The 23,062-nt window shown below is 40.9% G+C and carries 24 protein-coding genes; 14 read left to right on the forward strand and 10 right to left on the reverse strand.

All coding sequences use genetic code 11. The annotated features are described in order from the left end of the window. Positions 1 to 37 precede the first annotated feature (37 nt). Together glgP and hemH are read right to left on the reverse strand one after the other, a co-directional pair. A complete protein-coding gene (glgP, locus tag DDU33_RS04230; protein ID WP_108923355.1) occupies positions 38 to 2,437 on the reverse strand; it encodes a glycogen/starch/alpha-glucan family phosphorylase in 2,400 nt (799 codons plus the stop codon). Positions 2,438 to 2,649: 212 nt separating this feature from the next. Beyond that, the gene (gene hemH / locus DDU33_RS04235) at positions 2,650 to 3,609 is read right to left on the reverse strand and encodes a ferrochelatase (RefSeq protein WP_108923357.1); all 960 of its coding nucleotides are present in this window, start codon (positions 3,607 to 3,609) and stop codon (positions 2,650 to 2,652) included. 248 nt (positions 3,610 to 3,857) lie between these two features. Here hemH and rpmH point away from each other — a divergent pair, with 248 nt between their 5' ends. The 4 genes from rpmH to DDU33_RS04255 all read left to right on the forward strand — a co-directional run bounded on the left by rpmH (position 3,858) and on the right by DDU33_RS04255 (position 5,522). Continuing rightward, entirely contained in the window at positions 3,858 to 3,992 is a 135-nt protein-coding gene (rpmH, locus tag DDU33_RS04240) for a 50S ribosomal protein L34 (RefSeq protein WP_005599701.1), read from the forward strand. A 61-nt stretch (positions 3,993 to 4,053) separates the two neighbouring features. Further along, complete coding sequence (rnpA, locus tag DDU33_RS04245) at positions 4,054 to 4,398, forward strand: ribonuclease P protein component (RefSeq protein WP_005820524.1); 345 nt, start codon at positions 4,054 to 4,056, stop codon at positions 4,396 to 4,398. After that, on the forward strand, positions 4,344 to 4,667 hold the full coding sequence (gene yidD, locus DDU33_RS04250; RefSeq protein WP_039895991.1) for a membrane protein insertion efficiency factor YidD: 324 nt from the start codon (positions 4,344 to 4,346) through the stop codon (positions 4,665 to 4,667). The genes rnpA and yidD overlap by 55 nt, the downstream gene beginning before the upstream one ends. A gap of 225 nt (positions 4,668 to 4,892) precedes the next feature. Then, complete coding sequence (locus tag DDU33_RS04255; RefSeq protein WP_108923359.1) at positions 4,893 to 5,522, forward strand: tellurite resistance TerB family protein; 630 nt, start codon at positions 4,893 to 4,895, stop codon at positions 5,520 to 5,522. Between the two features lie 29 nt (positions 5,523 to 5,551). Here the strand turns inward: DDU33_RS04255 and DDU33_RS04260 are convergent, their stop codons facing one another. From DDU33_RS04260 to rplU, 4 genes are all read right to left on the reverse strand, one after another. Then, entirely contained in the window at positions 5,552 to 6,496 is a 945-nt protein-coding gene (locus DDU33_RS04260; protein WP_108923360.1) for a DMT family transporter, read from the reverse strand. After that, positions 6,493 to 7,419 carry a DMT family transporter gene (locus tag DDU33_RS04265; RefSeq protein WP_108923361.1) on the reverse strand — a complete coding sequence of 309 codons (927 nt, stop codon included), beginning with the start codon at positions 7,417 to 7,419 and terminating at the stop codon, positions 6,493 to 6,495. Before DDU33_RS04265 ends, DDU33_RS04260 begins: the two co-directional genes overlap by 4 nt. Before the next feature lie 85 nt (positions 7,420 to 7,504). Continuing rightward, complete coding sequence (gene rpmA / locus DDU33_RS04270; protein ID WP_005820534.1) at positions 7,505 to 7,762, reverse strand: 50S ribosomal protein L27; 258 nt, start codon at positions 7,760 to 7,762, stop codon at positions 7,505 to 7,507. Between the two features lie 20 nt (positions 7,763 to 7,782). Next, a complete protein-coding gene (gene rplU, locus DDU33_RS04275) occupies positions 7,783 to 8,094 on the reverse strand; it encodes a 50S ribosomal protein L21 (RefSeq protein WP_005820536.1) in 312 nt (103 codons plus the stop codon). A 267-nt stretch (positions 8,095 to 8,361) separates the two neighbouring features. On the opposite strand from rplU, the gene ispB reads away from it, so the two are divergent. From ispB to mutM, 6 genes are all read left to right on the forward strand, one after another. Continuing rightward, a complete protein-coding gene (gene ispB, locus DDU33_RS04280; RefSeq protein WP_005820537.1) occupies positions 8,362 to 9,345 on the forward strand; it encodes an octaprenyl diphosphate synthase in 984 nt (327 codons plus the stop codon). 133 nt (positions 9,346 to 9,478) lie between these two features. Further along, positions 9,479 to 10,219: an epoxyqueuosine reductase QueH gene (locus DDU33_RS04285; RefSeq protein ID WP_005820539.1), complete on the forward strand. Its 741-nt coding sequence runs from the start codon at positions 9,479 to 9,481 to the stop codon at positions 10,217 to 10,219. A gap of 82 nt (positions 10,220 to 10,301) precedes the next feature. Next, a complete protein-coding gene (gene fabD / locus DDU33_RS04290) occupies positions 10,302 to 11,237 on the forward strand; it encodes an ACP S-malonyltransferase (RefSeq protein WP_108923363.1) in 936 nt (311 codons plus the stop codon). A 73-nt stretch (positions 11,238 to 11,310) separates the two neighbouring features. Beyond that, positions 11,311 to 12,036 carry a 3-oxoacyl-ACP reductase FabG gene (gene fabG, locus DDU33_RS04295; protein WP_108923365.1) on the forward strand — a complete coding sequence of 242 codons (726 nt, stop codon included), beginning with the start codon at positions 11,311 to 11,313 and terminating at the stop codon, positions 12,034 to 12,036. Between the two features lie 93 nt (positions 12,037 to 12,129). Next, positions 12,130 to 13,416 (forward strand): branched-chain amino acid transport system II carrier protein, encoded by a 1,287-nt coding sequence (gene brnQ, locus DDU33_RS04300; protein ID WP_108923367.1) that lies wholly within the window; start codon positions 12,130 to 12,132, stop codon positions 13,414 to 13,416. Positions 13,417 to 13,482: 66 nt separating this feature from the next. Further along, positions 13,483 to 14,307 (forward strand): bifunctional DNA-formamidopyrimidine glycosylase/DNA-(apurinic or apyrimidinic site) lyase, encoded by an 825-nt coding sequence (gene mutM / locus DDU33_RS04305; RefSeq protein WP_005820545.1) that lies wholly within the window; start codon positions 13,483 to 13,485, stop codon positions 14,305 to 14,307. A 38-nt stretch (positions 14,308 to 14,345) separates the two neighbouring features. On the opposite strand, the gene ddc is transcribed toward mutM, so the two are convergent. The 4 genes from ddc to rpmB all read right to left on the reverse strand — a co-directional run bounded on the left by ddc (position 14,346) and on the right by rpmB (position 18,151). After that, positions 14,346 to 15,881 carry an L-2,4-diaminobutyrate decarboxylase gene (ddc, locus tag DDU33_RS04310; protein WP_005820547.1) on the reverse strand — a complete coding sequence of 512 codons (1,536 nt, stop codon included), beginning with the start codon at positions 15,879 to 15,881 and terminating at the stop codon, positions 14,346 to 14,348. Between the two features lie 130 nt (positions 15,882 to 16,011). Next, positions 16,012 to 17,376 carry a diaminobutyrate--2-oxoglutarate transaminase gene (locus DDU33_RS04315; RefSeq protein WP_108923369.1) on the reverse strand — a complete coding sequence of 455 codons (1,365 nt, stop codon included), beginning with the start codon at positions 17,374 to 17,376 and terminating at the stop codon, positions 16,012 to 16,014. 356 nt (positions 17,377 to 17,732) lie between these two features. Then, positions 17,733 to 17,903: a 50S ribosomal protein L33 gene (gene rpmG / locus DDU33_RS04320; RefSeq protein WP_005624479.1), complete on the reverse strand. Its 171-nt coding sequence runs from the start codon at positions 17,901 to 17,903 to the stop codon at positions 17,733 to 17,735. Between the two features lie 11 nt (positions 17,904 to 17,914). Further along, positions 17,915 to 18,151, reverse strand: a complete 237-nt coding sequence (gene rpmB / locus DDU33_RS04325; RefSeq protein WP_005599762.1) for a 50S ribosomal protein L28 — start codon at positions 18,149 to 18,151, stop codon at positions 17,915 to 17,917. 402 nt (positions 18,152 to 18,553) lie between these two features. Here rpmB and murG point away from each other — a divergent pair, with 402 nt between their 5' ends. The 4 genes from murG (at position 18,554) to DDU33_RS04345 (ending at position 23,054) form a co-directional block, all read left to right on the forward strand. After that, positions 18,554 to 19,609, forward strand: a complete 1,056-nt coding sequence (gene murG, locus DDU33_RS04330) for an undecaprenyldiphospho-muramoylpentapeptide beta-N-acetylglucosaminyltransferase (RefSeq protein WP_108923371.1) — start codon at positions 18,554 to 18,556, stop codon at positions 19,607 to 19,609. A gap of 52 nt (positions 19,610 to 19,661) precedes the next feature. Next, positions 19,662 to 21,089 (forward strand): UDP-N-acetylmuramate--L-alanine ligase, encoded by a 1,428-nt coding sequence (gene murC, locus DDU33_RS04335; protein ID WP_108923372.1) that lies wholly within the window; start codon positions 19,662 to 19,664, stop codon positions 21,087 to 21,089. Positions 21,090 to 21,345: 256 nt separating this feature from the next. Then, positions 21,346 to 22,257, forward strand: coding sequence for a D-alanine--D-alanine ligase (locus DDU33_RS04340; protein ID WP_108923373.1), 912 nt, complete (start codon positions 21,346 to 21,348; stop codon positions 22,255 to 22,257). Next, positions 22,257 to 23,054, forward strand: a complete 798-nt coding sequence (locus DDU33_RS04345; protein ID WP_108923374.1) for a cell division protein FtsQ/DivIB — start codon at positions 22,257 to 22,259, stop codon at positions 23,052 to 23,054. Before DDU33_RS04340 ends, DDU33_RS04345 begins: the two co-directional genes overlap by 1 nt. Positions 23,055 to 23,062 lie beyond the last annotated feature (8 nt).

Raw genomic sequence — 23,062 nt, forward strand, 5'->3', positions numbered from 1 at the left:
TCCCTCTCCCACAAGGGGAGAGGGTTTTAACGTGCGATTATTTTTTCCAAATACGAGTTTGGTAATCACGGATTGAACGGTCGGAACTAAATGTACCAAGACGAGCAGTGTTTAGAATGGTTGATTCTAACCAAGCGGTCTGATTTTGGTAACGTTTTGCCACTTCTTTTTGCGCTTCACGATAGCTTGCAAAATCAGCTAGTACGCAGAAGTAATCTTTATTTAGCATATCGTACACTAACGGTTCAAAGGTATCTTTATTACCGCCGGAGAATGTGCCGTCTGCTAAGGCATCAATCGCTTGTTTTAATGCGGCATCTTGCTCATAGTAAGTGCGAGATACATAGCCTTTTTCACGTAATTCACGGACAGAATCAACAGTATGACCAAAAATTACTACGTTGTCGTTGCCTGCAAATTCAGCGATTTCAACGTTCGCACCGTCTAATGTCCCAAGTGTGATTGCACCGTTTAAGGCAAGTTTCATATTACCTGTACCTGATGCTTCTTTACCCGCTAATGAAATCTGCTCAGAAACATCCGCTGCCGGAATAATTTTTTCGGCAAGGCTAACACGGTAGTCCGGTAAGAATGCCACTTGTAATTTACCTTGCATATCCGGATCGCTGTTAATCACTTTTGCCACCGAGTTGATCGCTTGAATGATCTGTTTTGCCATAAAGTAGCCCGGAGCTGCTTTACCCGCAAAGATAAAGACACGTGGTACGAAATCTTGTGTTGGGTTCGCTTTAAGCTCTTGGTAAGTCGCGATGATGTTTAAGAGATTTAAATGTTGGCGTTTGTATTCGTGGAAACGCTTAATTTGAACATCAAAAATCGCATCGCAATTTACTTTTAAGCCTAATGTTTGTTCAATTTCTTTCGCTAATACCTGTTTATTGTGGCGTTTAATATCACGGTAAGCGGTCTGGAATTGTGGATCTTTTGCAAATTTCTCGATTTGTGATAATAACTCTAAATCTTTCGTCCAGTCGCCTTCTACGTGTTTGTCTAATAACGCACTTAAATGTGGGTTAGCTTGGCGGATCCAACGACGTGGCGTGATACCGTTTGTAACGTTATGGAAACGACCTTTGAATAAACGTGCGTAAGCCGGGAATAAATCACTCACAACTAAGTCTGAGTGGATTTGTGCCACACCGTTTACCGCAAAAGAACCAACAACCGATAAATTCGCCATACGAACACGGTGGTTCATCAACACGGCAGTTTCTTCCCACGCTTGAGCAAATTCCGCTTCGCTGAATTCTGCTTTCACTTGTTGATAAAGCTCGTGGTTAATGCGATCAATGATGATTAAGTGGCGAGGTAATAATTTTGCCACGAGATTTTGATCCCATTGTTCCAATGCTTCCGGTAATAATGTGTGGTTGGTGTAAGCAAATGTTTTTGAACAAATAGCCCAAGCCTGATCCCAAGTTAAATTGTATTGGTCAAGTAAAACACGCATTAACTCTGGAATAGCGATTGCAGGGTGAGTATCGTTTAATTGGATAACTTCGTATTCCGGTAATTGTTCTAACGTTCTGCCTTGTGCTAAGTGGTTTTTCAAAATATCAGCCACAGAACACGCACAGTGGAAGTATTGTTGCATTAAGCGCAGTTCTTTCCCTTCTTGATGGTTGTCATTCGGGTAAAGGACTTTCGTTAATTTAGAGGCATCAACCACTTTGCTTTCTGAAGTAAGGTATTCGCCATCGTTAAATTTAGCTAAATCGAAAGAAGTTTCGCTATAACCTTGCCATAAGCGTAATGGCTGTTGTACGCCTTTGTAGCCCACAACCGGTAAATCGAAGGCTTCGCCATATACCGTCCATTCAGGCTGCCAGTCATATTTGTCGCCTTCACGGTGCCATACTTGACCACCAAAGCCAACCGTTTGACGGAAGTCCGGGCGGTGATATTGTTGTAAATAGAAATCACGGCTCCACGCATCGCCTTCTTCACGTTGTTCGCCAGCCCAACCAAAACTTTGTTTGAATAAGCCGTATTGGTAGTGTAAGCCATAGCCCACAGCCGGTTGTGCAAGGCTTGCCATTGAGTCTAAATAGCAAGCAGCTAAGCGACCTAAACCGCCGTTACCTAAAGACGGATCACGTTCTTCTTCTAAAATATCAAATAAATTTTTGCCGTATTTCGCTAATTGTTGTGCAACTTCATCGTAAACGCCAAGGCTTAATAGGTTATTGCCTAATAGACGACCGATAAGGAATTCCATTGAAAGATAGTTCACTTTGCGTGTGTTTACAAGCGGTGCATTTTTCGGATAATTTTGCAAAATCGCTTGTTGGCTCACTTGTGCAATAAATTGATACCATTGAGTATCAGAAAGGTTTTCTGCCGTTAAAAAACGTTCTTCACAATAGGTTTTTAACGATTGTTCAAATAAAGTGTTAAATTCGGTTGCTGTTGTCATGGGATATAAACTCCAAATCAAGAAAAAATAAGATTGGGCTTATTATTTGAAAAAATGACGGGGCGTAAATCCTCCCTTATTCATCTATTTAGGTATGAAATGGTAGTAGTACTTCTTCTTTTTTAATGAAAATAGACGTTAAAAATGGCTCTGTTTCAGCCCCTGTGGGGCTGAGCTTAACGAACCTAGCACGGCTCGTGCTAGGTTATTTCTCAAATACACGCCTCAATTAACTTAATTAAGGTCTTTATATGATCGCCACTGGCATTAAGTGCCGGGATATAGCGATAACTTTCTCCACCCGCGTGTATAAAGTTTTCTTTATTTTCTTCCGCAATTTCTTCCAATGTTTCTAGGCAATCAGCAGAAAAACCTGCGCAAATGACGGCAACTTTTTTGATACCCTTTGCAGGAAAGCTTGAAAGCGTTTCATCGGTATAAGGCTGTAACCATTCTTCATCGCCAAAGCGAGATTGAAAGGTTACGCACCATTTTTCTGCGGATAACCCAAGCTGTTTTGCCACAAGTTCCGCCGTTTCACGGCAATGATCAGCATAAAAATCCCCTTCGGTTTCATAACGCTTAGGAATACCGTGAAAAGAAAATAATAGCAATTCATCTTCCGCAAGTTGTATCGTATTAGCGAGAGCCTGAATGTAGAGTGGATCATCGTGATAGCTATGGATAAACTCAAAGGGCACGATGCGACGCTGTTTTTTTAGGGCATCGGCAAAGGCGTCAAAAACAGAGGCGGTTGTTGTACTGCTATATTGTGGATAGAGCGGTAGCACAATGATTTTATCGACTTGCTGTTGTGTTAATTTTTCAAGAGCACTTTCCATACTCGGGTTACCATAGCTCATACCCAATTCAACAATGATAGATTGATTTTTGGCATCAAAATAGCTTTGTAGTGCTTTTTGCTGTTGGCGAGAGATCGCTAAAAGTGGCGACCCCTGATCTGTCCAAATGGATTGGTAGAGTTTTGCAACACGAGGGGAGCGTTTGGGTAAAATGAATAAATTAAGGATCGTTTGCCATTTTGTTTTCGGCAGATCGATCACGCGAGGATCGCTTAGGAATTGTTTTAAATAACGCTTTACTGCGGATGTCGTTGGCGCATCCGGTGTGCCTAAATTGGCAAGTAAAATACCTATTTTTTGCGTTTTCATTTGATTATCTCGGAATTTAAATAGACAACTAGTTTGCTTGAATTTTTATAAGATGACAAATAGAATTTACATATCATCACGTTAAAGAATGCTTTGTGATTGCGTTATCCAGAGAAAAATTTACAAACAATTAAAGTAAAGCGTTGTTTTTGCCTTGCCTTTTGTTTGTTTTGTCGTTAAAATGGCGACCTCTTTTTATGATCCTCAATTGGCATTAAGCCAAAAATTATTAAATTAGGTAGATAACAATGAAACGTACATTTCAACCTTCTGTATTAAAACGTGCTCGTACTCACGGTTTCCGTGCTCGTATGGCTACTAAAAATGGTCGTCAAGTTTTAGCACGTCGTCGTGCTAAAGGTCGTAAATCTTTATCTGCATAATTGCAGCTAAAGTAGGCGAATCACAACTGTGAAGACGCTAACCTTTTCTCGGGAGCTACGTTTGTTAGCTCCCGTTCAATTTAAAGCTGTGTTCGAAAATCCTCAACGAGCCAGCACCCCTCAAATGACTTTACTTGCTAAAGCAAATGATGCTGAAGTTCCCCGTTTAGGCTTAACCGTTGCTAAAAAGCATTTAAAACGAGCTCACGATCGTAATCGTATCAAACGCATTGTGCGAGAAACTTTCCGCTTAAAACAACACGAGCTTCCTTGTGCAGATTTTGTATTTGTGGCAAAAGCCGGCATCGGTAAATTAGATAATGCAACGCTTTTCGAAACGCTTGAAAAATTATGGGCAAGACACATTCGTCTGAGCAAAAATCCGGCTCCTCCTGTTCAGAAGTAAAAAGCTCAGAAGTAAAAATGGGTTTAGTTGCTAAGTTGCTTCTACTTCCGATTTATTTTTACCAATATGCGATTAGTCCGCTTATTGGCCCTCGTTGTCGTTTTTATCCTACTTGTTCAACTTATGCGGTTGAGGCGATTAAAATTCATGGAGCAATAAAAGGTGGCTATTTAGCCTTAAGGCGTATTGCACGTTGTCATCCTTTTAGTGAAGGCGGAGATGATCCTGTACCACCTAAATGTGAATGTTCAAAGCATAATCGCCTTTAATTTAAATTATTTGTCATCTTTACAATTCTTTGTGAACCATCCTATTATTTGCCAGTCTATGTTAGTGACCGTTATTTATAATAGTCACAGAAAATTTTATTCATTATGTAGGTTGAAAACGATTAGATATATGTCTAATCGTTTTATTTTTTTATTTAAAGAACTTTTTAATAAATTGATGATCTAAGTACATACAATTTATGAAAACACATAATGGAGTAAAAGATGGATTTCAATAATATTCTTAACCAGGTGCTTGGTGCGGCAAAAGAGCAAATCGCAAAAACAGCAAACGGTAATGAAACAACGGATAAAGTAACTAAAATAGGTGGCGGTGCTGCTGCAATTGGTATTTTATCGATGATTTTAGGCAGAAATGGCGGTTCAAACTTAGCAAAATTAGGCTCTTTAGCAGCTTTAGGTAGCATGGCTTATCAGGCTTACCAAAATTACCAAAGTAAGCAAAATCAAACTCAAACAGATATTACACCAACAGGTTTTTCTGCTGATGAAACGAATGATACAAGTAAAATCATTCTACAAGCAATGATTGCAGCAGCTGCAGCTGATGGTGCGATTACCTCAGATGAAGCAGAAGCAATAGCAGCGGAAGCAGGTAATGATCCTGAATTACAACAATGGTTACAACAAGAAATTAATCAACCGGCAACGGTTGCTGAAATTGCTCAGCAAGTAGGTCGTAATCAAGCATTAGCTTCACAAGTCTATCTTGCAGCACGTATGGTATGTAAAGATTTAGAGCGTAAAGAAATTATTTTCTTAGCCAATCTTGCTGAAGCTTTGGGATTAAATGAACAGTTTGTCGAAGAGTTAGAAAAACAAGCTGGTTTCTAAGTGAAAACTCCGCTAATCGCGGAGTTTTTTTATGTTCTTTTTCTTAGAGATCGTCCGATTTGATAAAAAAGTTTATCGCCAATAGCCGCAGTCATAGCCCCAATCACAACGATAAATGCACCGAGATAGCTGATCCCATTCATATCAGGAGAAGCAAAAACAGCCGGGTAAAAGCGGTGTCCAAGTATTGAGAAAAGCATCGTAAAGATGGGGATCATGGTTGTTACTACACTCACTTTTGAGGTTTCCCATTGGTTCAGTGCTTCACCATAAGATCCATAGGCAATAAGGGTATTTAAACAGCAATAGATAAAGCATCCCCATAAGAAGGGACTATCTATCTTTCCAATTTGAGCCGCTTCAGCAAAAGGTGTAAAAGCCACGCCACAGCTTAAATAAATCATCATTAGAATTTGTTGTGAGCTAAAATGTTTTAATAATAGCTTTTGTGCAATGCCGTAACATACCCAAATTAAACTTCCACATAGGCTTAATAGCACTCCCAAAGCATAATGGCTTAGTTGGAAAAGTTCGTGGAACTTATCATTAAAGAAAGCAAGCAACCCTATAATCAGTAAGACAAAGCCAATTTTTTGAGCAAACGTAAATCGCTCTTTAAAGAGAAGTACTCCCAGAAAGATCATTAAAAAGGGCGCAAATTGCCATAATACCTGCGTTGTTGTAGGGGATATATAGTGTAGCCCTTCAGCAACGAGAAAGAAATTCCCCGAAAGTCCGAGTACACCGAGCAGCATTAAACCAAACTGTTTACGATTAGAAGCGGTTAATTTTGGTAATTTTTTTGCAAAAGCTAAAATAATGAATAAGCCAATACCGGCAACCCAAAAACGAGCCCAAACCAATGTTTGTGCCTGCATCACGCTCAGAACTTGTTGAGCCGCAATGGGAAGGGTTCCCCACATTGCTGTTGCGGTAAGAGCCAAAATAAAGCCTAAAATAGGGTTCTTTTTCATTTTTTCTTCCTTGTCCCCAAGATGCGATGACCTACGGCGGATAACAATGCGCCGCTCACTACACATAATGCCCCGATCACGCTGAGAAAAGAGAGTTCCGGTGCTGCAAAGTAATCGGGTAGCCAATAATAGGCGATTTCTGAAAAGCCTAGCGTAAGAATGGGAATAAGCGGCATCATTATGCTGACTTTCGAGACATCCCAGCGATTTAAGGCTTCAGCATAAGAACCATAGGCGATGATTGTATTTAAACAGCAATAAATCAGACAGAGCAGGGCGATGGGGCTTAAATTCTCTGTTTGTGAAAGAGTGGCGAAGGGGGTAAAAAACAAGCTGCATCCAATATACATCACAAGCAGAATTTGCATTGAATTAAAGCGTTCAAGCATAATCTTTTGCGCTAAGCCATAGCCGATCCAAAGTAAACTGGCAACCATTCCACATAAAATACCGAAGGCATAATCATTCATTTGGGCGAAGTCATCAAAGCGATTGTGAAAGAATAACCCCAATCCGATTAAGACGACTAAAAAGCCGATTTTTTGATGAAGCCCAATAGTTTCTTTGAAAATAATCACACCACATACAATCATTGCAAAAGAAGAAATCGGGCTTAATACTTGGCTTGCCATAGCAGGAATGTAACGCAGTGCCACGTTAAAGAGGAAGAAGTTACAAGATAACCCAAAAACACCGAGTAAGATTAACCAACGATACTTGCGCGTAAAAGCGGTCGGTTTTGGTAATTTTTTTGCAAAGAGTAGCATTAAGAAGACACCGCACATAGCAACAACAAATCGAAACCAGACGATGGTTTGCGCATTCATTTCTTTTAGAACGGGTTGTAATGCAATAGGAAGCGTTCCCCACATCATCACCGCAGTAAGTGCAAAAAGAAAACCAAGAAAGGGTTGTTTATTCATAGGATTTTGCCAATTTTAGGATACAAAAAAACCTCACCAAAAGTGAGGTTCTTTTTTATTCATTTTGAAATGAATATGTTGATCATTACTCAGCAACGATGCTTACATATTTGCGATTTTTCTCGCCTTTCACTTCAAATTTAACTTTACCATCTGCAGTTGCAAATAAAGTGTGGTCTTTACCCATACCTACATTTGTACCTGCGTGGAATTTTGTACCACGTTGACGAACAATGATGCTACCTGCTAAAACAGATTCGCCACCGAAACGTTTAACACCAAGGCGTTTAGCTTCAGAATCACGACCGTTACGAGTTGAACCACCAGCTTTTTTAGTTGCCATCTACTTGATCTCCTCTGAAATTATGCTTGAATCCCAGTGATTTTCACTTCTGTGAACCACTGACGATGACCTTGTTGTTTACGGCTGTGTTTACGACGACGGAATTTAACGATGCGAACTTTTTCGCCACGACCGTGTGCTACAACTTCAGCCACTACTTTGCTACCTGCTACTACAGGTGTACCGATTTTAACATCTTCGCCATTAACGACCATTAACACTGAGTCGAATTCAACTTTCTCACCAGTTGCAACTTCAAGTTTTTCTAAACGAACAACTTGACCTTCGCTTACTCGGTGTTGTTTGCCGCCACTTTGGAAAACTGCGTACATATTTACTCCGCTAATTTGTGCCATTTACGCTGTGCGATTGGCACTTTTAAATTCATATAAAATAGGGTTGCAATTCTACGCAAAAAGAAAACAAAGAGCAAGAACGAAATTGAAGAAATTTTAAAAAAGATAGATTTCGGTAGAAAATCCTAAAAATTTGTTTTTGACAAATAGATGGAACTGCTCCTACTTCCTGTAAAAATTTTGACGGTTGGCGAAAGTAGGGTAAAATCCCACTAATTTTGGTTCTAGAACAGTAAAAATAAAATGACTCAATTATTAACATTGGAACAAATTCAAGCCCTTGCTGCAGAAGATATGCAAGCGGTAAATGCAGAAATTCTGGCACAACTTAATTCGGAAGTGCCTTTAATTAACCAATTAGGTTTTTACATTATCAGTGGCGGCGGTAAACGTATTCGCCCTTTGATTACTGTATTGGCTGCACGTGCTTTAGGTTACCAAGGGGCTAAACAAATTACCACTGCAGCCTTTATTGAGTTTGTTCATACCGCAACCTTACTACACGATGATGTGGTTGATGAGTCGGATATGCGCCGTGGGCGTGAAACGGCAAACGCTGCCTTTGGCAATGCAGCAAGCGTATTAGTTGGGGATTATATTTATACACGTTCTTTCCAAATGATGACATCGGTAGATTCTCTTGAAGTCTTAAAAGTGATGTCGGCAGCAACTAATGCTTTGGCAGAAGGTGAAGTGCAGCAATTGATGAATGTGAATGATCCAAATACCACAGAAGAAAATTACATGCGTGTGATCTATAACAAAACCGCACGTTTATTTGAAGCGGCAACGCAATGTGTGGCGATTGTGGCAAATGCGAGTAAAGAAATTGAAATTGCATTAAAAAATTACGGTTGTTACTTAGGCACGGCTTTCCAACTTGTAGATGATATTTTGGATTATTCAGCTAACGCACAAGCGTTAGGAAAAAACGTTGGCGATGATTTTGTGGAAGGCAAACCAACAATGCCTCTTCTTCACGCAATGCGCCACGGTAATGAAGCACAAGCGAATATGATTCGCCAAGCCATTGAGCAAGGCGGAAATCGTGAAAATATTGATGAAGTGTTAGCGATTATGGCTGAACATAAATCTTTGGATTACACGATGGAAAAAGCGAAAGCAGAAGCACAAAAAGCGGTTGATGCAATCGCCATTTTGCCGGAAAGTGAATATAAACAAGCATTGATCTCATTGGCGTATTTGTCGGTGGATCGCTCTTATTAAATAATTTTTTAGGGACACACTACGAGTGTCTTCTATGAAATTAATGTTGTAGGGACGCCACGCTGGCGTCCACATTTTCAATATGATCATAAACGGACACACGCAGTGTGTCCCTACATTTTATATATTAACAATGACAGAACACCAACCCCAAGCCCACAAAGAAGCGTTACAACAAAAACGCAAATTAACCCGTAAAGGCAAAGATCCGAACGCCCCTTTTGTGCGAGAAAAACTAGAGCTGCCAAACGGACATAACAAACTTTTACTACACTCTTGCTGTGCCCCTTGTTCAGGTGAAGTGATGGAAGCTATTCACGCTTCAGGGATCGAATTTGCGATCTACTTCTACAACCCAAACATTCACCCATTAAAAGAGTATCTGCTACGCAAAGAAGAGAACATTCGCTTTGCTGAAAAACACGGTATTCCGTTTATTGATGTCGATGACGATTATGAAAACGACCGCAAAGAGTGGTTCAAAAAGGCAGAAGGAATGGAGTGGGAGCCAGAACGTGGTATTCGTTGCACAATGTGCTTTGATATGCGTTTTGAAAAAACCGCAAAATATGCCCACGAAAACGGCTACCCTGTTTTTACCAGCTGTTTAGGGATTTCCCGTTGGAAAGATATGAACCAAATCAACGGTTGCGGACACCGTGCGGCAGCCGCTTATGATGATGTGGTTTACTGGGATTACAACTGGCGTAAAGGCGGCGGTTCACAACGGATGATCGAAATCAGCAAACGTGAACGTTTCTACCAACAAGAGTACTGTGGCTGTGTCTATTCGTTGCGTGACACGAACAAATGGCGTTTAGAAACAGGGCGACAACGTATTGAAATCGGTAAATTGTATTATTCGCCCGATTAAAAAGTAGGGACACACTGCGTGTGTCCGCCATCAAGCGGTTAATTTTCAACAAATTTTTACAAATTCAAAAGAGGAACAAACAATGTCTAAATTTGCAATGGTATTCCCAGGACAAGGTTCGCAAGCGGTTGGTATGCTTGCTGATCTTGCACCTGTTTACCCAGTGGTCGAACAAACGTTCAAACAAGCCAGTGATGTGCTTGGTTATGATTTATGGGATTTAGTCCAAAACGGCACGGCGGAAGATTTGGGTAAAACTGAACGTACTCAACCTGCGTTATTGGCGGCTTCTGTTGCGTTATACCGTATTTGGCAAGAGAAATTCCCAGAGCAAAAACCTGCGGTAATGGCAGGACACAGCTTGGGCGAATACTCAGCGTTGGTTTGTGCCGGCGTGTTGGATTTCCAAGATGCGATCAAATTAGTGGAACTGCGTGGTCAAGCGATGCAAAGCGCTGTGCCGGCAGGGACTGGTGCGATGTTTGCGATTATCGGCTTAGATAACGAAGCGATCATCAAAGCGTGCGAACAAGCGGCAAGTGAAATCGGCGAAGTGGTTTCAGCAGTAAACTTTAACTCACCGGGTCAAGTAGTGATTGCCGGCACGAAAGCGGCGGCAGAGCGTGCAGGCGAATTATGTAAAGAAGCTGGGGCAAAACGTGCGTTACCATTAGCGGTAAGCGTGCCTTCACACTGTGCCTTAATGAAACCTGCGGCAGAAAAATTAGCGGCTGCATTGCAAAATATTTCGTTAAATGCACCGCTTGTTTCTGTGATTAACAATGTGGATGTAGCTGTTGAAACCGATGCGGATAAGATCCGTGATGCTTTAGTTCGTCAGCTTTATAGCCCGGTGCGTTGGACAGAGACGGTCGAAAAAATGGCTCAAGATGGTGTGACGACTTTATATGAAATTGGTCCAAATAAAGTCTTAACAGGCTTAGCGAGCCGTATTGTGAAAGAGTTATCGGCAAAAGCAGTAAATGATGTGGCATCGTTTGAAACGGTAGTGTTTTAATTAGTAAGATGTCAGTTTTTAAGGGCGAGGTTTACCCTCGCTCGAACCATAATTTGTTTAAAAGGAGCTAGCAATGCAAAATAAAATCGCATTAGTCACTGGGGCAACCCGTGGAATTGGGCGTGCAATCGCTGAAGAATTAGTGTCTAAAGGTGCATTCGTTATCGGCACGGCAACGTCAGAAAAAGGGGCGGAGTCAATCTCAGCTTACTTAGGTGATAAAGGCAAGGGCTTAGTGTTAAATGTGGCTGACGCTGAATCTATCGAGCAAGTACTTGCACAAATTAAAGAACAGTTTGGCGACATTGATATTCTCGTCAATAACGCAGGGATTACCCGTGACGGTTTATTAATGCGTATGAAAGAAGATGACTGGTTCGATATTATTCAAACCAACTTAACCTCAATTTACCGTTTATCCAAAGCAGTATTACGCCCTATGATGAAAAAAGGCGGCCGTATTATCTCTATCGGCTCTGTGGTTGGTTCATCAGGTAATCCGGGACAAACCAACTACTGTGCGGCAAAAGCAGGTCTTGTCGGTTTTTCTAAATCGTTGGCGAAAGAAGTGGCTTCTCGTGGCATAACCGTAAACGTGGTTGCTCCAGGTTTTATCGCAACGGATATGACGGACGAGCTTACTGAAGATCAAAAAAATGCGATCTTAAGCCAAATTCCAGCTGGCAAACTTGGCTCGGCACAAGATATTGCAAAAGCGGTGGCATTTTTAGCTTCTGATGATGCGGCATATATCAACGGCGAAACCATTCACGTGAATGGCGGTTTATATATGAACTAACCGTTTAAAAGCGGTTCATTTTTTACCGAGTTTTGCGAGATTTAACGCAAAATTCGGTTTTATTCTTTTTATTTTTTTATTTATTTGTGTGTTATGACTAAAAATACGTTTATTGTCGGCTTTATGCTGTTTGCAATTTTCTTTGGGGCGGGCAACCTGATCTTTCCGCCAAAACTCGCATTTGAAAGTGGTGAAAATTTCTTACCTGCAATTCTTGGTTTTATTACAACAGGTGTAGGCCTACCCCTCTTAGGTATTATTGTAAGCGCTTGTTATGATGGGGGGTATAAAGCTGCTCTCAATCGTATTCATCCTTGGTTCTCTGTTATTTTTTTAATGGCAATCTATCTTGCAATAGGCCCATTTTTTGCAGGACCTCGTACTGGTGCAACGGCTTATGAAATTTCATTAGTCCCCTTTTTAGGTGAAACCGATCCAATTTCGCAATTTGCTTTTACCTTGGTCTATTTTACTTTAACCCTTTGGTTAAGTTTAAATCCATCTCAAGCAGTAGATCGTGTGGGGGCAATTTTAACACCTGTACTGATTTTGACGATTATTGCTTTGGTTATCAGAGCTTTCTTTATTCTAGAACCAACTACCGCGGTAACGCCGCCGGAAGATGAACATTCTTGGTTATTTAAAGGCGTTGTGGAAGGTTATTTAACGATGGATGCTCTTGCTTCATTGGCATATTCCGTCATCGTTTTAAATGCGATTAAATCAAAAGGCATTTCTCCTTCTGCGTTAATTAAACAGACTGTAATGGCAGGGCTGGTAGCAGCAACAGCATTGGGGGTTATCTACTTCTCATTAGGTTGGATTGGTAACAACATGTCAATTAGCCCGGAAACGCTTGCTCAGCTTGCGGAGAAAAATCAGGATCTCGGTACTTATATTTTAAACACCATTACCGCACAGGCGTTTGGTGAATATGGGCGTATTTTGCTGGGCGTAATTGTCTCGCTGGCGTGTTTAACTACGGCTGTTGGTTTATGTGTTTCGGTGAGCGAATACTTTTATGAAATTTTCCCGAAAATTTCTTACCGTAATTACGTGATTTTATTCTGCCTTATCAGCCTCATGATTGCGAATCTAGGCTTAAAAGCGGTAATCCAGAAATCAATTCCGGTATTACTGGTGCTTTACCCGATTGCAATGACGGTCATTTTGTTACTAGGTATCAATGCGTTATTCCGCTTACCCTTAGTCGCTAAACGTTTAGCGTTGGCGCTTGTTACCATTATTTCGATTTTATCGGTTGCAAAATTTGATTTTACCCAACAACTCCCGTTGAAATCCTATTCAATGGAGTGGCTGCCATTTGCTATTATTGGGTTAGTGATTGGATATCTCGTCCATAAAATGATGAAACGATAAGTATTTTAGCGGTCATTTTTGCAAAATAATATGTAAATTTGACCGCTTTATTTTAGGGAGATAAGTATGCCTGAATTACCAGAAGTTGAGACGAGTTTACGAGGTGTTGAGCCTTATTTGAAAGGCGAAAAAATCAAACAAATTATTTGCCGAACAGAAAAGTTACGTTGGCCCATCCCAACGGCATTAACCGACATGCAAGGGGCGAAAATTATTGATTTATCTCGTCGAGCGAAGTATTTAATTTTACATACAGAGAAAGGCGATATTTTAGTGCATCTCGGAATGTCCGGCTCTTTGGGGATTTTAAAAGAAAGTGATAACCAACCTGTGGGTAAACATGATCATGTTGATTTGATTACAGAAACCGGCACGATTTTACGTTATAACGATCCTCGTAAATTTGGTGCTTGGTTATGGGCAAAAGAGGCATTAAAGCACGAGTTATTGGCAAAATTAGGCCCTGAACCGCTTTCAAATGAATTCACAAGCGGTCGTTTATGGGAGAAAAGTCGCCAAAAAACCGTTGCCGTTAAAAATTTCATTATGAACAATGAAATTGTGGTTGGAGTTGGTAATATCTATGCCTGTGAGTCTCTCTTTATGGCAGGAATTCACCCAGAACTAGCGGCGCAAAATTTAACTGAAAAGCAGTGTGAACGCTTGGTCAAAGTGATTAAAGAGGTTTTAACAAAGTCGATTATTCAAGGTGGCACAACGTTGAAAGACTTTATTCAACCAGATGGTAAACCAGGTTATTTTGCCCAAGTCTTACAAGTTTATGGGCGGAAAGGGGAAGCGTGTAATGATTGTGGTTCACTCATTGAAACCAAAATTATTGGGCAGCGAAACACCTATTTTTGCCCACATTGTCAAAAGCTCCCGAGATAATAAAAACGCCTTTTTACAAAGGCGTTTTTTCGTTTCAATTAATCAATCGGTGGTACATAAGTCCCGTTTGCAATAGCATCTTTAATGCGTTCTGCTTCGCTTAGCACTTGCGCCAATAACGCTTTGACGTTTTCGAGTGTTGCGATTGGGCTTAGCGTAGTCATTTTCAGCGATTGTTTATCCCCGACTTTGGTCACCCCAATGTTCGCTTCGCCACGGGCAAAGAGTTCATCTGCCACATTTTGGTTTAAGGCATCGATAAATTCAGCAGGGTAGCCTGCCGGTGCAACACGGAACAATACCGAAGCAAATTGTGCCGGAACAAGCATTTCCAAGCCTTCTGTTTCGTGAATGTATTGTTCCACTTGTTTGGTAAGGTAAACACCGTGGTCGATCATTGAAGCGTATAGTTCTTCTCCTAAGGCTTCTACCGTAAACCATAATTTCAACGCATCAAAACGGCGTGTCGTTTGGAGCGATTTCGCCACTAAATTTGGTACACCGTGCGCTTCATCGTATTCTGAATTTAAGTAATCCGCTTTGTAATCAATGAAACGGTAATTTTGCGGATCTTTTAATAAGAATGCGCCGCAAGAAATCGTTTGGAAGAAATGTTTGTGGAAATCCAACGTAATGGAGTCGGTTAATTCAATACCATCTAAAAGATGGCGGAAATCTTTTGAAAGCAGTAATGCACCGCCCCAAGCCGCATCGACGTGTAACCAAACGCCAAATTTGTTAGTAATCGCACGAATGGTTTTTAACGGATCGATTGCGCCAGCATCGGTTGTCCCTGCGGTGGCGACCACACAAGCCACCACTTTGCCTTCTAAATAAAGTTTGGCTAAAGTCGCTTCTAATGCGTGTGGATCCATTTGGGCATTTTCATTGCAAGGCACGGTAACTACAGATTGGAAGCCCATTCCCATCATTGCCATATTTTTTTGCACAGAGAAGTGCGCATTTTCAGAGCAAATTACTTTTACTTTTTGCATTGCATCAGGTGGGATACCATCACGTTGTACCGACCATTCTGAACCGTCTGCATTTTTCCAATGTTTCGCAATGCAGGCATCACGCGCAAGCAGCACACCCATTAAGTTTGATTGTGTACCGCCCGAAGTAAAGACCCCGGAGGTGCCTTCGCCGTAGCCGGCTTTTTGACGCAACCAGTCAATCAAATGCTCTTCCATAATCGAACCGGCAGGGCTTTGATCCCACGAGTCCATAGATTGGTTAGTGGCATTGATTAACACTTCCGCAATTTGGCTCGTCACCATTGTCGGACAATGTAAGTGCGCTAAAGAGTGAGGGTGATGAACTTTAAGACTTGGATTTAAGAAAATTTCAACTAAATGATCTAAGGATTTTTGTACACCTACGCCCTCTTTAGTCGGTTTAAAACCATCAACCAAAGCACGCATTTGTTTGATTGAACCGCCGGTGTACATTTTTTCATTTTTCAGCCAAGAACTGACCGCTTGCACGGCATTGTGCATTGCGTTTTCGTAGTCTGCAATAGATTGAGGATCGTTACAGAACAGGGATTGTTTGTGTTTTGAAATATCTGACATTGTTTTTCCAATTTATTTGTAGGGGCGAAATATTTTTCGCCCAAAACAATCAAGGGAATATCAGGGCGAAAAATATTTCGCCCCTACATAACCAATATATAATAAGCTTCTATGAAACTGACCGCACTTATTAACCACGCACCGCTTTTAATGCGTCTGCGACAGATTGTTTGAAGCGTTTAATGAATTCTTCACATTCTGCTTGGTTGATATTTACTGCACAAAGCACACGAACCACGTTGCCGCCACGTCCGCCACGTTCTAACAATAACTTGTTGTTAAAGCAGGCTTTTTGGATTGCAACCGCTAATTCGCCATCTTGTGGATAAGCACCTGTTGCGTCTGCCGATTTGCGTTCGTCCACAATGTCGATCCCCATCATTAAGCCTTTACCACGAACATTGCCGATACAAGGGAATTCTTTGCTTAATTCACGTAATGCACTCGTTAAGTATGCGCCACGTTCTTCCGCATTTTTCGCAAGATTTTCTTCACGCATAATTTTAAGTGATGCGTAACCAGTTGCCATTGCTAATTGGTTACCACGGAATGTACCGGTGTGTCCTGCCGGTTGCCACGCATCAAATTCTTTGCGAATAGCCAATACCGCTAATGGTAATGAACCACCTACCGCTTTTGACATCACAACGATATCAGGCTGAATACCTGCGTGTTCAAAGGCAAACATTTTACCGCTGCGGCAGAAGCCTGCTTGAACTTCATCAACAATCATTAAAATGCCGTGTTTTTGGGTTACTTCACGTACTTTTTGTAAGAACGAAATTGGAGCAGGCACCACGCCCCCTTCGCCTTGGATTGCTTCTAAAATGACCGCAGCCGGTTTTACTACGCCGCTTTCTACATCTTCAATGAAGTTTTCAAAATAGCGTTCAACCGCTTTCGCACCCGCTTCGCCACCAATGCCGAACGGGCAACGGTATTCGTGCGGATATGGCATAAATTGTACGCCCGGCATTAAGCCTTGCACTGGATTTTTCGCACCTAAGTTACCGGTTAAAGATAATGCACCGTGGGTCATCCCGTGGAAACCGCCAGAGAATGCGATTACATTGCCACGTCCAGTATAGGTTTTGGCTAATTTGATCGCCGCTTCGTTAGCATCTGCACCTGAAGGACCGGTGAATTGAAGAATGTATTGATCTTTAGGGAAGAATGATAAAAGTTCTTCGGTGAAAGCGTCTTTTAATGGCGTGGTTAAGTCTAAAGTATGTAACGGCAAGCCACTGTCTAAAACGTCTTTGATTGATTGCATTAGTACAGGGTGATTATGACCTAATGCTAATGTTCCTGCGCCCGCCAAAAAGTCGAGATATTCATTTCCTTCTACGTCTGTTACCCAACAACCTTGCGCTTTAGCATAAGCAAAAGGAAGTTTGCGTGGATAACTACGCACATTGGATTCCATTGCATCTTGACGATCTAAGAAATGTTTGTTTGAGGCGAGAACTGCTTTTACAGGAGTGTTAATTGTCATTTTAAAAAACCTTCTAAATGAGGTGAAAAAAATAAGTCGGGTGCCTTGCGGGAAGCCTAAGCTTTCTTATCCTGAGAGATAAGATGCCATGGGGCATTTGACTCGCTACTTATTAAAAAAAGCGTTTCAGCTTTTTTGTTTTTACCCTGCTTGTAGAAATAAGAGCAGGTTGGAAACAGCTCCAAATGAAGGGATCATTTGAAGAGGGCATATTGTATATTTTTATATCAAAAAGGGAAGAGAAATTTAGCTGGTAGAACAAGATATAAGGTTATCTGCCTAATTGATAAGCAAACGTTTGCATTTTAGGTATGAAAAAACCCGACAAGAGTCGGGTTTTAAAATTCAAACTAAAATTATTTGATTTTAGCTTCTTTATAAACAACGTGTTTACGCACAACTGGATCAAATTTTTTGATTTCCATTTTTTCTGGCATATTACGTTTGTTTTTTGTTGTTGTGTAGAAGTGACCAGTTTCAGCAGTTGAAACTAATTTGATTTTCTCACGATTACCTTTAGCTGCCATTGGTTAGCTCCTTAGATTTTTTCGCCACGAGCACGGATTTCAGCTAATACTGCATCGATGCCTTTTTTATCAATAATACGCATACCTTTCGCTGTTAAGCGTAAAGTTACGAAACGATTTTCAGACTCAACCCAGAAACGGTGAGTGTGAAGGTTAGGTAAAAAACGACGACGAGTCGCGTTTAATGCGTGTGAGCGGTTGTTACCAACTGCTGGACGCTTGCCGGTTACTTGGCAAACTCTTGACATTTTAATTCTCCAATTACTTAAGTAAGTTTTATATGGTTCGGGCGATGAGTGCTGACTCAACACAGCTTACTCACTACCTCGTCAGGTATAAACCCGACCAAAGACTATATTAAAGGTCGCTGATTATACTCTTGTTTCCTTTTTTATTCAAGTGCTGAATGTGAAATACAATTAAGAATATTTTAATTATAAATATTATCTTCATTGCTTTTTACCGTTAACTTTATGATGGATCACTCGATGTAACGGTGTGGTTTTTGTTATTTATAAATAAAATATAGAAAAAATATACGAAAAATTAAGTGAAATTTTCCGAAAAGATACTAATTTCTTGTACAATAAGTAGAATTTTACTTTATTAAAAGTGCATATATATTCTATCTCAAAGGATCTATAAAGAAGATGGCAAAAAAATTATTGGTAATGGCAGGTGGCACTGGTGGACACGTTTTCCCTGCGATTGCTGTGGCAAGAGAATTACAACAACAAGGCTGGGAAATCCGCTGGTTAGGAACAAAAGATCGTATGGAAGCAGATCTTGTGCCAAAACACGGTATTCCGATTGAGTTTATTCAAATTTCAGGATTAAAGGGCAAAGGGATCAAAGCATTACTTACTGCCCCTTTTGCGATCTTAAGGGCGGTACTTCAAGCAAAAAAAATTATTAAAGTGTACAAGCCTGATGCAGTACTTGGAATGGGCGGTTATGTGTCCGGACCGGGTGGTATTGCGGCGAAATTATGTGGTGTGCCTGTGATTTTGCACGAACAAAATGCGGTAGCAGGTTTAACCAATGTATGGCTTTCTAAAATTGCTCGCCGTACTTTACAAGCGTTTCCAACAGCATTTCCAAATGCGGAAGTTGTGGGAAATCCTGTTCGCCAAGATCTGTTCCAAATTGCTCCACCTGAACAACGTTTTGCTGAAAAGGGCTACCCAATCAATATTTTAGTGATGGGCGGTAGTCAGGGGGCATTGGTAATCAATAAAACGGTACCAGAAGTGGCGAAAGTTTTAGGACAGAATGTGTTTATTAGCCATCAAGTTGGTAAAGGCAAATTAGCTGGTGTGGAAGAAGTTTATCAAGCCACAGGAAACGGCATTGCAAGTGAATTTATTGATGATATGAAAGCGGCTTATGAATGGGCAGATTTGGTAATTTGTCGTTCGGGTGCTTTAACCGTATGTGAAATTGCCGCAGCAGGATTACCAGCAATTTTTGTACCGTTTCAACATAAAGATCGTCAGCAATTTTTAAATGCAGAATACCTTGCACAAGCAGGTGCGGCAGTGATTATTGAACAACAGGATTTTACCCCTGAAAGTTTATTAAAAGCATTAGAGCCTTTAATTGCCGATCGCCAAAAACTCACGGAAATGGCAATCAAAGCAAGAGCGAAAGCCACGCCATTAGCCGCAAAACGTGTGGCGGAAGTGATTGTGGAAAATAGTTTGTAAGCGGTCAGATTTTGTAGTTTTTTTGCAAAATGATCGAATATAAGGAATAAAAATGAAAAATTTCCAAGATAAAGTTAAAAAATTAGTCCCTGAAATGCGTCGTGTAAACCAAATCCACTTTATTGGGATTGGCGGTGCTGGTATGTCTGGGATTGCTGAAGTATTATTAAATGAAGGCTATCAAATTTCAGGCTCGGATATTGCTGATGGTGCAGTCACGCAACGCTTAGCCAAAGCAGGTGCAAAAATTTGTATCGGTCATCAAGCAGAAAATATTGAAGGTGCGAGCGTAGTCGTAGCTTCGAGTGCGATTGATGAAAGTAACCCAGAAGTCGCGGCAGCAAAAGAAGCGCGTATTCCTGTGATTCAACGTGCACAGATGTTAGCGGAAATTATGCGTTTCCGTCACGGTATTGCGATTGCAGGTACTCACGGTAAAACTACCACAACCGCAATGATTTCAATGATTTATACCGAGGCAAAACTCGACCCAACCTTCGTAAACGGCGGTTTAGTGAAATCAGCGGGTAAAAATGCTCATTTAGGCGCGAGCCGTTACTTAATAGCAGAAGCCGATGAAAGTGATGCGTCATTCTTACATTTACAGCCAATGGTATCTGTTGTTACGAATATTGAACCTGATCATATGGATACTTATGGCGGCGATTTCGAAAAAATGAAAGAAACCTATGTACGTTTCTTACGCAACCTGCCTTTCTATGGTTTAGCAGTAATGTGTGCTGATGATGAAACAGTAATGGAAATTGCCCCGAAAGTGGGTCGCCAAGTGATTAGCTATGGTTTTAGTGAAAAAGCCGATTACCGTATTGAAGATTATCAACAAACCGGTTTCCAAGGGCATTATACTGTGGTTTGTCCGACAGGCGAGCGTATTGAAGTCTTATTAAATGTCCCAGGCAGACACAATGCATTGAATGCAACGGCTGCATTAGCGGTTGCGAAAGAAGAAGGCATTGCGAATGAAGCGATTTTGGCTGCCTTGGCTGATTTCCAAGGTGCAGGTCGTCGTTTTGATCAGTTAGGTTCATTTATTCGTCCAAATGGTAAAGTAATGTTAGTTGATGACTACGGTCATCACCCAACGGAAGTGGATGTAACGATTAAAGCCGCTCGTCAAGGCTGGGAAAATAAACGTGTGGTAATGGTATTCCAACCGCACCGTTATTCTCGTACCCGTGATTTATTTGACGATTTTGTACAAGTGCTGTCGCAGGTTGATGCGTTGATTATGCTCAATGTCTATGCTGCCGGCGAAGCACCAATTGTGGGGGCAGAGAGTAAAGACCTGTGCCGTTCAATTCGTACATTAGGCAAAGTTGATCCGATTTTAGTGTCAGATACTTCTCAACTTGGCGAAGTGTTAGATCAAATTATTCAAGATGGCGATTTAATCTTGGCACAGGGTGCAGGGAATGTGAGCAAACTTTCCCGTGATTTGGCGGAAAGTTGGAAGGCATAAAGAAGATTTAACAAGCGGTAGGATTTCGAGAAATTTTTGATATTGTGTAATTGCACAAAACCGCTCCTACGGTAAATCTGAAAATTTGCTAATAATTTCAATAAATTAACCGTAGGGACACACTGTGTGTGTCCGTTGTAAAAATGGGATATGGTTTATTTTGCGGACACACGCAGTGTGTCCCTACAGTTACCTTAATAATATCAAATTTTTGCAATAAATGACCGCTTGTAAAACATAAATAAGGTATAAAATAATGAGCTTAAAAAACGAAAAAATTGCGGTGTTATTTGGTGGCGTTTCTGCAGAACGTGAAGTTTCGCTTAATTCAGGCAAATCGGTGTTTGAAGCCTTACAAAGTTTAGGCTACAACGTTGAAGCGATTGATACAAAAGAATTTCCGATTGAAAAATTAAAAGAAAAAGGTATTCAGCGTGTATTCAATATTCTTCACGGTGGTATCGGTGAAAATGGCGTGCTTCAAGGAGCGTTAGAACAGCTTGGTATTCCTTATACTGGTTGTGGCGTAATGGCTTCTGCAATTACGTTAGATAAATTCCGCACTAAATTATTGTGGAATGCAGTTGGTTTACCAACGGCGGCAATGGAAGTCGTACGCCGTGGGCAAGCGGTCAATTCCGATGAAATTATTGCAAAATTAGGTTTACCGTTATTCGTGAAACCTGCGAGCGAAGGCTCAAGTGTCGGCGTGAGCAAAGTGAAAACTGCAGAACAGTTACTCCCTGCAATTGAAGAAGCATTAAAATTTGATTCGATCGTGTTAGTAGAAGAAAACTTAGCGGGAGCGGAATACTCTGTACCAGTGCTTGATGGTGAGGTGTTGCCGGCGGTACAAATTATTCCAGACGGTGAGTTTTATGACTACCATGCAAAATACATTTCAGACAACACTCAATATGTTGTGCCAGCGTTAAATGCGGATCGTCAAGCGGAAGTCGCTAAGTTAGTGAAACAGGCTTATGATGTGGTCGGTTGCCGTGGTTGGAGCCGAATTGATGTGATGGAAGATGGCGAAGGAAACTTCCGTTTAGTGGAAGTGAATACCTGCCCAGGTATGACTAGTCACAGTATTTTCCCAAAATCAGCAGCGACTGTGGGTTACAGTTTTGAGCGTTTAGTTGAGCGTGTATTGGAGTTAAGTGCGTAATGGTTGCGGTCATTCGCAAAAAGAAATCATCGAATTTTGGGCCTTTCAAAGCCATTCAAGGTAAAATTTCTTTTTTACCAAAGACATGGTTTGGATACATAAAGCCCCTAATTGTGTTATTATGTTTTTTGGTCGCTTTTTTAGTCTATTCGAATTGGCATAGTTTACTTGAAAGTTTAGATAAAACACCGATTCGATCTTATGCACTTACGCATAAAACACAATTTACGACAAATTCGGATATTCGTGAAACTTTATCTAAAAATCCTACTCTAAAAGGGTATTTCTCTCAAGATATTCAAGAAGTTAAAAATAAGCTGCTTGAAATGCCTTGGGTGCGAGATGTTGTTGTTCGAAAATTTTATCCTGATCGTTTAGGGATTACAATTTTAGAGCATCGTCCGGTTGCGATTTGGAATAACGTTAAATATCTTTCAGAACAAGGTGTGGTTTTCAGTTTACCTGCAGATCGGTTTGATCGAACAGGGCTTCCTTTAATGTATGGGCCGGATACTGAAAGTAAAGTTGTGTTAGAAGCATGGGGCAAAATCCAAGCAGAATTAAAAGCGCGTCAATTAGAACTTAAATCTGTGGCGATAGATAATCGTGGTTCTTGGTCGATAACATTATCAAATAATGTAGAATTAAAATTGGGGCGAGGAGAATGGACATCTAAAATCGATCGTTTTATGTTGATTTTCCCAGAAATAGATATTCCGGAAGGGCAACGTTTAGCTTATGTTGATTTACGCTATGAGCATGGTGCGGCGGTAGGATTCCTTCCATTACAAAAATAAGAATTGCA

The organism is Actinobacillus porcitonsillarum (assembly GCF_003101015.1).
In the GTDB taxonomy this organism is placed as follows: domain Bacteria; phylum Pseudomonadota; class Gammaproteobacteria; order Enterobacterales; family Pasteurellaceae; genus Haemophilus_A; species Haemophilus_A porcitonsillarum.

Coding starts and splice junctions, on each gene's coding strand:
- rpmA (WP_005820534.1), bottom strand. CDS start 7,762: ATGGCAACTAAAAAAGCTGGTGGTTCAACTCGTAACGGTCGTGATTCT.
- rpmB (WP_005599762.1), bottom strand. CDS start 18,151: ATGTCAAGAGTTTGCCAAGTAACCGGCAAGCGTCCAGCAGTTGGTAAC.
- DDU33_RS04255 (WP_108923359.1), top strand. CDS start 4,893: ATGGATTTCAATAATATTCTTAACCAGGTGCTTGGTGCGGCAAAAGAG.
- rpmH (WP_005599701.1), top strand. CDS start 3,858: ATGAAACGTACATTTCAACCTTCTGTATTAAAACGTGCTCGTACTCAC.
- DDU33_RS04340 (WP_108923373.1), top strand. CDS start 21,346: ATGAGCTTAAAAAACGAAAAAATTGCGGTGTTATTTGGTGGCGTTTCT.
- brnQ (WP_108923367.1), top strand. CDS start 12,130: ATGACTAAAAATACGTTTATTGTCGGCTTTATGCTGTTTGCAATTTTC.
- glgP (WP_108923355.1), bottom strand. CDS start 2,437: ATGACAACAGCAACCGAATTTAACACTTTATTTGAACAATCGTTAAAA.
- DDU33_RS04265 (WP_108923361.1), bottom strand. CDS start 7,419: ATGAATAAACAACCCTTTCTTGGTTTTCTTTTTGCACTTACTGCGGTG.
- DDU33_RS04315 (WP_108923369.1), bottom strand. CDS start 17,376: ATGACAATTAACACTCCTGTAAAAGCAGTTCTCGCCTCAAACAAACAT.
- fabD (WP_108923363.1), top strand. CDS start 10,302: ATGTCTAAATTTGCAATGGTATTCCCAGGACAAGGTTCGCAAGCGGTT.
- rpmG (WP_005624479.1), bottom strand. CDS start 17,903: ATGGCAGCTAAAGGTAATCGTGAGAAAATCAAATTAGTTTCAACTGCT.
- fabG (WP_108923365.1), top strand. CDS start 11,311: ATGCAAAATAAAATCGCATTAGTCACTGGGGCAACCCGTGGAATTGGG.
- mutM (WP_005820545.1), top strand. CDS start 13,483: ATGCCTGAATTACCAGAAGTTGAGACGAGTTTACGAGGTGTTGAGCCT.
- yidD (WP_039895991.1), top strand. CDS start 4,344: ATGGGCAAGACACATTCGTCTGAGCAAAAATCCGGCTCCTCCTGTTCA.
- ispB (WP_005820537.1), top strand. CDS start 8,362: ATGACTCAATTATTAACATTGGAACAAATTCAAGCCCTTGCTGCAGAA.
- rplU (WP_005820536.1), bottom strand. CDS start 8,094: ATGTACGCAGTTTTCCAAAGTGGCGGCAAACAACACCGAGTAAGCGAA.
- murG (WP_108923371.1), top strand. CDS start 18,554: ATGGCAAAAAAATTATTGGTAATGGCAGGTGGCACTGGTGGACACGTT.
- DDU33_RS04285 (WP_005820539.1), top strand. CDS start 9,479: ATGACAGAACACCAACCCCAAGCCCACAAAGAAGCGTTACAACAAAAA.
- DDU33_RS04260 (WP_108923360.1), bottom strand. CDS start 6,496: ATGAAAAAGAACCCTATTTTAGGCTTTATTTTGGCTCTTACCGCAACA.
- hemH (WP_108923357.1), bottom strand. CDS start 3,609: ATGAAAACGCAAAAAATAGGTATTTTACTTGCCAATTTAGGCACACCG.
- murC (WP_108923372.1), top strand. CDS start 19,662: ATGAAAAATTTCCAAGATAAAGTTAAAAAATTAGTCCCTGAAATGCGT.
- ddc (WP_005820547.1), bottom strand. CDS start 15,881: ATGTCAGATATTTCAAAACACAAACAATCCCTGTTCTGTAACGATCCT.
- DDU33_RS04345 (WP_108923374.1), top strand. CDS start 22,257: ATGGTTGCGGTCATTCGCAAAAAGAAATCATCGAATTTTGGGCCTTTC.